At 63.4% G+C, this 8,169-nt stretch carries 11 protein-coding genes; 4 read left to right on the forward strand and 7 right to left on the reverse strand.

Annotated features, from left to right (window positions below):
• Window positions 1-708: 708 nt before the first annotated feature.
• Genes rpsN through rpmB form a run of 3 tightly spaced genes read right to left on the reverse strand, consistent with a single transcriptional unit; the run spans window position 709 to window position 1,422 of the window.
• Complete coding sequence (gene rpsN, locus ACH488_RS21735) at window positions 709-1,014, reverse strand: 30S ribosomal protein S14 (protein ID WP_021474711.1); 306 nt, start codon at window positions 1,012-1,014, stop codon at window positions 709-711.
• A 4-nt stretch (window positions 1,015-1,018) separates the two neighbouring features.
• Window positions 1,019-1,186 (reverse strand): 50S ribosomal protein L33, encoded by a 168-nt coding sequence (gene rpmG, locus ACH488_RS21740; protein WP_003798558.1) that lies wholly within the window; start codon window positions 1,184-1,186, stop codon window positions 1,019-1,021.
• The gene (gene rpmB / locus ACH488_RS21745) at window positions 1,186-1,422 is read right to left on the reverse strand and encodes a 50S ribosomal protein L28 (RefSeq protein WP_387435675.1); all 237 of its coding nucleotides are present in this window, start codon (window positions 1,420-1,422) and stop codon (window positions 1,186-1,188) included. The genes rpmG and rpmB overlap by 1 nt, the downstream gene beginning before the upstream one ends.
• Before the next feature lie 383 nt (window positions 1,423-1,805).
• On the opposite strand from rpmB, the gene ACH488_RS21750 reads away from it, so the two are divergent.
• The 3 genes from ACH488_RS21750 to ACH488_RS21760 are packed head-to-tail and all read left to right on the forward strand — an operon-like array spanning window position 1,806 to window position 4,535.
• A complete protein-coding gene (locus ACH488_RS21750) occupies window positions 1,806-3,278 on the forward strand; it encodes a ferric reductase-like transmembrane domain-containing protein (RefSeq protein WP_397326676.1) in 1,473 nt (490 codons plus the stop codon).
• A complete protein-coding gene (locus ACH488_RS21755; RefSeq protein ID WP_397326677.1) occupies window positions 3,275-3,751 on the forward strand; it encodes an FMN-binding protein in 477 nt (158 codons plus the stop codon). The genes ACH488_RS21750 and ACH488_RS21755 overlap by 4 nt, the downstream gene beginning before the upstream one ends.
• Entirely contained in the window at window positions 3,735-4,535 is an 801-nt protein-coding gene (locus ACH488_RS21760) for an FAD:protein FMN transferase (protein ID WP_397326678.1), read from the forward strand. Before ACH488_RS21755 ends, ACH488_RS21760 begins: the two co-directional genes overlap by 17 nt.
• A 5-nt stretch (window positions 4,536-4,540) precedes the next feature.
• On the opposite strand, the gene ACH488_RS21765 is transcribed toward ACH488_RS21760, so the two are convergent.
• Both ACH488_RS21765 and ACH488_RS21770 read right to left on the reverse strand, forming a co-directional pair.
• Window positions 4,541-5,305 carry an SGNH/GDSL hydrolase family protein gene (locus ACH488_RS21765; protein ID WP_397326679.1) on the reverse strand — a complete coding sequence of 255 codons (765 nt, stop codon included), beginning with the start codon at window positions 5,303-5,305 and terminating at the stop codon, window positions 4,541-4,543.
• Between the two features lie 41 nt (window positions 5,306-5,346).
• Window positions 5,347-5,832: a MarR family winged helix-turn-helix transcriptional regulator gene (locus ACH488_RS21770; protein WP_397326680.1), complete on the reverse strand. Its 486-nt coding sequence runs from the start codon at window positions 5,830-5,832 to the stop codon at window positions 5,347-5,349.
• A gap of 67 nt (window positions 5,833-5,899) precedes the next feature.
• Here ACH488_RS21770 and ACH488_RS21775 point away from each other — a divergent pair, with 67 nt between their 5' ends.
• Window positions 5,900-6,187: a YciI family protein gene (locus tag ACH488_RS21775; RefSeq protein WP_397326681.1), complete on the forward strand. Its 288-nt coding sequence runs from the start codon at window positions 5,900-5,902 to the stop codon at window positions 6,185-6,187.
• On the opposite strand, the gene ACH488_RS21780 is transcribed toward ACH488_RS21775, so the two are convergent.
• Both ACH488_RS21780 and ACH488_RS21785 read right to left on the reverse strand, forming a co-directional pair.
• Entirely contained in the window at window positions 6,163-6,984 is an 822-nt protein-coding gene (locus ACH488_RS21780; protein WP_397326682.1) for an SGNH/GDSL hydrolase family protein, read from the reverse strand. The two genes, ACH488_RS21775 and ACH488_RS21780, sit on opposite strands and share 25 nt — an antisense overlap.
• Window positions 6,981-7,805 (reverse strand): SGNH/GDSL hydrolase family protein, encoded by an 825-nt coding sequence (locus tag ACH488_RS21785; protein ID WP_397326683.1) that lies wholly within the window; start codon window positions 7,803-7,805, stop codon window positions 6,981-6,983. Before ACH488_RS21785 ends, ACH488_RS21780 begins: the two co-directional genes overlap by 4 nt.
• Window positions 7,806-8,169 lie beyond the last annotated feature (364 nt).

The following is an 8,169-nucleotide window of genomic DNA, read 5'->3' on the forward strand; positions in this document are numbered from 1 at the left end:
CTTGGCACACTATTGAGTTCTCAAACAACAGACACTAACCGGCACCACCAACCAAACGACTGGATCGCTCCGGAGCAACTTTTCAAACTTACCCGATCAACCAGCACTACGCAAACCAGCATCACACTGATTCCCGAACCGATTACCGGACCCCACCCACCAACGGCACGCTCGAAAGCGAACCGTTTTCCAGGCTGTTATCAAAGGGGGTTGGCCACCCGCGGTACCCAGCTTCACGCTGTCTCCCTCGCGGCGACTCAGAAAACATTACACGCCCACCAGCCCCCACACAAATCCGGGCCACACCACCCAAAAACCCCGAAAACACACCACAAACCAGACCACCAACCCCCCAAACCACCAAAACAAACCCACGTGAACCCCATCACAACACCAGCCCACCCCCACAGGCACCCACTACGAGAGCATCCGCACCAAACGGCGATTCCGTGAGAGAGCGCCCGGCGGGAAGGGCGATTCGGTGCGAGAGCGATCCCGAAAAAGGGCGATTCGGTGAGAGAGCGTCCGCCCCAAACGGCGGTTCGGTGAGAGAGCATCCGGCGGAAAGGGCGATTCCGTGAGAGAGCATCCGGCGGGAAGGGGGGTTCGGTGAGAGAGCGTCCGGGTGGTAGGGCCGCCAAAGAGCCGGGCTTAAACGCCGAAAGGGCCGGCAACCAAACGGTTACCGGCCCTTTCAGAGCTTGGTGCTTACCAGGAAGACTTGGTGATACCCGGCAGCTCACCCTTGTGAGCCATGTCGCGGAAGCGAACGCGGGAGATACCGAACTTCTGGAAGGTGCCGCGGGGACGGCCGTCGATCTGGTCGCGGTTACGCAGACGGATCGGGGAGGCGTTGCGGGGCAGCTTCTGCAGGCCGAGGCGTGCAGCTTCGCGGGCTTCGTCAGACGCGTTGGGGTCAACCAGGGTCTTCTTCAGCTCGAGGCGCTTGGCAGCGTAGCGCTCTACGATGACCTTGCGCTGCTCGTTGCGAGCAATCTTGGACTTCTTAGCCATGTGTTTAGCGCTCCTCTCGGAATTCGACGTGCTGGCGAATCTTGGGGTCGTACTTCTTCAGGACCAGGCGGTCCGGGTCGTTACGACGGTTCTTGCGCGTAACGTAGGTGTAGCCCGTGCCCGCAGTGGACTTGAGCTTGATGATGGGACGTACGTCCTTGTCCTTTGCCATTAGAGCTTCACTCCTCGTGCCAGGATCTCGGCGACGACCGCGTCGATGCCTCGTGCGTCAATTACCTTGATGCCCTTGGCCGACAGCGTCAGGGTGACGTTGCGGCGCAGGGACGGAACCCAGTAACGCTTCTTCTGGATGTTGGGATCGAACCGGCGCTTGTTGCGGCGGTGCGAGTGCGAAATGCTGTGTCCAAAGCCCGGCTCGGCTCCGGTCACTTGGCAGTGTGCTGCCATGACTCTCCTCCAAAGTTTTGATGTAACGGCGTGCAGGATCTTCCTGCAATACCGTGCGACAGGCAGCGTCCGCGTCCAGTACACATCCATCCGCAGTGACGCGGCGAGGGAAAGTGTCAGAACAGGGCGGTGAAAACCACTGCAGCAAATCCTGGGATACTGGGCGGATACAGGGATGCACGCAACTTGAGCCCCTAACTACCGGCCCACGGGATGCTGGTTCAGACCAACATTTACCGCCAACCGGAGCAATTGCACACGCTCCGCACTACCTAGCGCCTAACTATTCTACGGGCACGGCGAAATTAAGACCAATCAGGAATCATAAGCCTGCTCAAGCCCTTTCACAGCAGATCGAAAGGATGCGCGGCGAGTCTTGATCCATGACATCGCTACTGACTCCCCGGACTGCTGCGGGCGAACCCCCGCAGGAACCCCCGGCACCGGCCCCGCGGACGGCACCTGCCGCCGTCGAACGCTTCATTCCGCAGGCCCGACGACGGCTGGCGAGGAAGGATGTCCTGGGTGGCCTCGCGTGGTTGTCGCCGGTGGCGGCGGTGGCCCTATGGCTGGCCGACGGCGGCGCGACGGGCTTCACCAGCCTCGCCGGGGCATCAACGAACATGGGCATTGTGGCGGGTTTGGTGGGCATGGACCTGGTGCTCCTGATGCTCCTGCTGGCGGCGCGGATCCCGTTCATCGATAACACCATCGGGCACGACCGCGCACTCGAGATCCATAAGAAGCTGGGCAAGCCGGCGTTGTACCTGCTGCTGGCACACGGGCTCCTCATCGCGATCGGCTACGGCATGGCCGAGGGGCTGGACCCCATCAGCGAATCCGTATCCCTGTGGGTCAACGTGCCGGATATGTGGCTGGCATTCGTCTCCATGGCCCTGTTCATCGCCGTGGTGGTGACGTCGCTGGTGGCAGTCCGGCGGAAGTTTCCGTACGAGTTCTGGTACGCCATCCATCTGCTGACCTACGCGGCCGTGGCGACGGCGATTCCGCACCAGTTCAGCGTAGGCGGGCTCTTCGCCGAGGGTACGTGGCAGCGGTGGTACTGGATGATCTTCTGCATCGCGACTGGCATGGCCCTCGCGTCCTATCGCGTGGTCCAGCCCATCATCACAACCTTCCGGCACCAACTCACGGTGAGTCGCGTGGTCAGGGTGGCCCCGGATGTCTTCAGCATCGAGATGAGCGGACTGCACCTGCACCGCTTGTCCGGATCCGGTGGGAGGTTCTTCTTCTGGCGGTTCCTGGCCCCCGGGTATTGGTGGGAAGCGCACCCGTTCAGCTTGTCCGCCGAGCCTGTACCGGGCGGTCCGGGCCAAGCAGGGAAACTGCGCGTCACCGTCCGGAACCTTGGGGACGGTTCGGCCAAACTGGCCCGCCTCCGTCCCGGCACCAAAGTTGCCATTGAGGGACCGTACGGAATGTTCAGCACGGCGGCCCGCGCCCGCAACCGCGTGGTGATGATCGGCGCCGGAATCGGCATCACGCCATTGCGGTCGTTGCTCGAATCCACTCCATTCCAGCACGGCAATGCCACAGTCCTGCTGCGCGGACACGACGACTCCGAGCTCTTCCTGGGCAAGGAAATCATGGCCCTGTGCCAGGCCCGCGGCGTCACGCTCTTCCACCTCACCGGTCCCCGAGCGGCCGGCAATCACCGTTGGCTGCCGCACTCGGCGGTCCAGTCGGGATTCAACCTCACGTCCTACGCTCCGGACATCGCGGACGCCGATGTCTACGTCTGCGGCCCCGCGGCGTGGGCCGAAGCAGTGATCCGCGACGTCACAGCGGCCGGGGTTCCGGAGGCCCAACTCCACTACGAAAGGTTCGACTGGTGAGACTTCGTGCAGCAATGGCCACTGCGGTGGCATCCGCGGGGATCCTTTTGGCGGGCTGGCAATCCGGCGCACACGTCGCGGAAACCGGCAGCGCCACCACCATCAGCCTCAGCAGCAGCGCCACTGCCGGCGGAACGGGTTCAAGCAGCGGCGGAACCGGCACCAGTTCCGGTGGCAGCTCCGGCGGAAGCACGACGGCGGCAACTTACGACGGCGCGGCGGTCCAGACCCGCTTCGGTACAGTCCAGGTCCGAGTGACCATCCAGGGCGGAAAGATCACCGAGGTCACGGCGCTCCAGCTGACCGACGCGGAAAGGAAATCCGCCCAAATCAGCAGCCGGGCCGCTCCCGTGCTGCGGTCGGAAGTCCTCCAGGCGCAATCTGCCAGTGTGCAGACCGTGGGCGGCGCGACGGTAACCAGCGACGCCTACCTCACATCCCTCCAGGCGGCCCTCGATGCAGCCCACTTCTAACGGACAACAGCTCCGTGCCCGCACGTTCCGCAGCATGGGCACCGTGGTGAGCCTGACGGTGGCGAGCGCCAACTACGCCCAAACGGCGGTCGACGAACTTGAGTCCGCCGTCGACGTCGTTGGCACCATCTTTGCCGAACTGGACTTGACGTTCAGCCTGTACCGCGAGGGCTCCGAAGCGAGCCGCCTGACCAGGGGCGAGCTGACGTTGCCGTACGCGTCGGAGTCCATGCAGGCGAGCTACGCCGAGGCGGCGGAGTGGCGTTCGGCCACTGAAGGTGCCTTCACGGCGGAGCGATCCGACGGAATCCTGGATCTGTCCGGAATCGTCAAAGCCCAGGCCATGCGCGAAGCGGCCCTCACCTTGGCTGCCCTTGGCCTGCATGATTGGTGCCTCAATGCCGGCGGGGACGTCACCGTCAGCGGCTCGCCCGGAGTGGGCCAACCGTGGCTGGCCGGGATTGTTGATCCGATGGACCGCCAGGCTATGTTGGGCGCCTATCCCCTCGGACCGGGGAGCAAAGCCGGTTTGAGTGCCATGGCAACCTCCGGATCCGCCGAACGCGGGGAACACATCTGGGCCGTCGGATCAGTGCGGCCCGAGTTCGTCCAAGTGACAGTGGCGGCGGAGGACATCGTCACGGCAGACGTGCTGGCAACGGCAATCGTGGCCGGCGGCACGCGGATGCTGGATCTCGCCGTCGACAAGTGGGGCGTGGAGGTTTTGGCCGTCCGCAAAGAAAACACGCTGATGGCAACACCCGGGTTCCGCAGCGCCGCCTAGGACGGCTACAGCGGCCGGACCAGCTCCGGAAACTTGGGGTTCAGTCCGTCTCCGGAGGACGTGCCCCGCACCCGGCGGACCACCCAGGGAACGGCAAATTCCCGCACCCACCTGGCGTTTTCCCGCACAGCTTCGGCACGGCTCAGGAGGCGTTCCGGCGCCATCTCCGGAATCTCGATCACGTGTTCGTGTTCCAAAACCTCCAGCACGCGCTTCGCCATATTGAGGTGCCCGGCCGTGGACATGTGCATCCGGTCGGTGTCCCACATGCGCCAATCGTCGTATTCATCGAAGCGCCAGTAGTCCACCAGCAACGCCCCGTGGTGCTCGGCGATTTCGCGCACCAGTTCGTTGTAGATCGCCGTCCGGCCACGCATGGTGCTGAACACCTTGGAACCCCGGGCATCGAAACCGGTGAAGAGGACCACGGTGGCACCCGTCGCGCTTAACCTGGCGATGCCGGCGTCGTAATCCTGCAGCAGGGAGTCGATGTCGATCTTGGGCCGCAGGATGTCGTTCGCACCCGCGTACAGGGTCACCAGCGTGGGTTTGAGTTCGACGGCGGCATCCACCTGTTCGGCCATGATCTGCCGCAGTTTCCTGCCGCGGATGGCCAGGTTGGCGTAACCGAAGCCTTCGTTGCTGCGTGCAAGCTGCCCGGCCACGATGTCAGCCCAACCGCGGACTCCGTTGGGGCGGGTGGCATCGGCGTCGCCGACACCCTCCGTGAACGAATCCCCCAAGGCAACGTAGCGCGCAGAAAATTCCATGCCGCCAGTCTGCCACCCGCGCGCTGTGGCCTACAAAGTCCCTAGGCCTGCGCGTCCCGAAGGATCCAGTGGTTGTTGTCCAGCCGCGCCACGATCTTCTCGCCGATGCGGGCCAAATCCGCAACGTCTTCCGTGGTGAGGGAGTCCATCATGAGCGTGCGCACCGATTCCACGTGGCCCGGAGCGAGCGACACAATGGTGTTCATGCCTGCCTCGGTCAGGTGGGCCACGGTGACGCGGGCATCGCGGGGGTGCGCCTGCCGATCCACCCATCCACGTTTCTGGAGTTTGGTGACTACGTGCGACAAGCGTGATAAGGATGCGCTGGTGCGGGCCGCCAGCTCGCTCATCGGCAGGAAGCGTCCCTCGGTTTCGGAGAGCATCGCCAGCACGTTGTAGTCGAAAAGCGACAGTTTCCCGGCCGATTGAAGCTGCGTATCCAGTGCTGCGGGGAGCAAGGTGTTGATGCTCAGCAGGGCCAACCAGGCACGGCGTTCGTCAGCGTTCAGCCAGCGGGGTTCAGTCATGGGTCCATCTTAGGAGAATCCCCGGTTTCCCCGGTCTCCATGGGCAACCAAACGGTAGGCTTTCCACATGTTCGTAGTCTCCCTGACCTACAAAGTTCCCGACGAAATCGTCGACTTCCACCGGCCGGGCCACATGGTCTGGCTTAAGGACGCGTTCGACGCCGGTGTCTTCCTTGCGTCCGGACGTCGCGTTCCGGCCATTGGCGGAGTCCTGCTCTCCAATGCGGACAAGCTCACCTTGGATGAGTCACTGTCCAAGGATCCCTTCTACAGCAATGGTGTAGCCGACTTCGAAATCATCGAGTTCACTGCCACCAGTGTCGCCGACGGCTACGAGAACCTGCTGGATTCCTGAGGCCTTGCTTTCGCTGTACCCGGTTTCTCCGGGAGCACCACTGGCATGAGTTCCGGCCACCGCGCGCCCAAGCGGTCGCCGGTGGAGACGCCACGAACCCTGCGCGAAAGCCAGGGCCCGACGTCGCGCTTAAGCCACGCGACGTCGTCGGCGATGTTCTCCGTTAACGTCCGCGGCCGCAGCGGTGCGAAAGCCGGCGACGTCAGGTTGTGCGCAGCACCGAGGACTTCCAGCACTTTCTTGGCCATGTAGCAATGGCCGGGCCGGGACATGTGCAGGCGGTCGGGAGACCACATGCGCGGATCCTGGAATTTCTCGAAGCACCAATAGTCCACCAGCAGCGTCCCGTACGCGGCGGCGATGCGGCGGATGTGCCTGTTGTAGATGGCCGTGCGGAGCTTCAACGGTTCCAGCAATGGTGAGAGCGGCACGTTGTACCCGGTGAAAAGAACTACCGTAGCGCCACTGGCCTTGATGCGTCTTACTGCCTGCTCGTAGTCCTGCATGAGCCGGGCCAGGTTCAGGCGGGCCATCAGGAGATCGTTGCCGCCGGCGTAGAACGTGACCAGTGTTGGCTCCATGGCCAGGGCCGGTTCAATCTGTTCATCGATGATCCGCTGGAGGCGGCGGCCTCGAATGGCCAGGTTGGAGTACCGCGTGGCCGGATCATGCCGTGCGAGCTCTTCGGCCACCCTGTCAGCCCAACCCCGGCAGTTGTTGGGCAGCCGGAGATCGTTGTCCCCCACTCCCTCCGTGAAGGAATCGCCCAAGGCCACGAACCGTACCGGGTGCTTCATTTCCTGGCTTCCTCCATGAGCTTCTTCAGGCCGCCTTTCCGCGGAACTTTGACGGGCTCCGGCCAGCGCGGGCTCAGTGAATCCCCCAACGTGACGCCGCGCAGCTTGCGTCCGAACAGCGGCAGCACCCAGTCGTTGACCCAGCGGCGTTGCTTGCGTTCCCACTCGCGCAGGCTCATCCGGGTTGGCGGATCCCATTCCTTGGGCGGGATCTTATGGGGTATGTTCAGCTGGTCCAGGACACGGGCCGCCAGGTACTTGTGACCGGCCTTCGACATGTGCAGCCGGTCCGCTGCCCACATGCGGGGATCGTGGTAGGCGTCGAAGCACCAATAGTCCACCAGCACCGCACCGTACTTCTCCGCGACGTCGCGGACCCTCTGGTTGTACTGGGTGTTCCGCTTCTTGAACGGCTCCAGGACCGCGGAGACTTTGACGTCATAGCCGGTAAAGAGAACCAGGGTGGCACCGGTCCCGGCAAGCCTGGCGACGAACAGTTCGTAATCGTTCAGCAGCGCTTCCATGTCCGTGCCGAAATCCAGGATGTCGTTGCCGCCGGCGTAGAGGGTGATGAGCGTGGGTTCCATGGCCAGTGCCGGTTCAAGCTGCTCATCGATGATCTGCCGGAGACGCTTGCTGCGCACGGCGAGGTTGGCGTACTCCCAGCCCCGCTCAGCCTTGGCGAGCTTCTCGGCCACCCGGTCCGCCCAGCCGCGCACGCCGTTGGGGAGCACAGCGCTCGGGTCGCCAACGCCCTCGGTAAACGAGTCCCCCAAGGCGACATACCGCCGTCGTGCGTTCTCCCCAGCCCCAACAACCACGACGCCGACGCTACCGCCCCGCGGTTAAGCCCCGGCCAACCCCACATGAACCAACGCTCTCTCACCGAACCCCCCTTAAACCCAAACGCTCGATCACCGAACACCCGTTAAACGCCAACGCTCTCCCACCGATCGAGAGAGCGTTGCGAAAAAGGGGCCATTTGGTGAGAGAGCGTCGGACGGTGACGCCCTCCCACAGATTGAGAGAGCGTGGCGAAAAAGGGGCCATTTGGTGAGAGAGCGTCGGACGGTGACGCCCTCCCACAGATTTGGGGTTAGCCTCTGTTGGTGGACACCTGAAGTAGCGGGATCGTGGGATTCTGCGGGAAGGTGTTCTTGTGAGCACGACACGACGTAAATTCAC

Origin of the sequence: Paenarthrobacter sp. NPDC018779, assembly GCF_044391085.1 — a bacterium.
Lineage (GTDB): Bacteria > Actinomycetota > Actinomycetes > Actinomycetales > Micrococcaceae > Arthrobacter.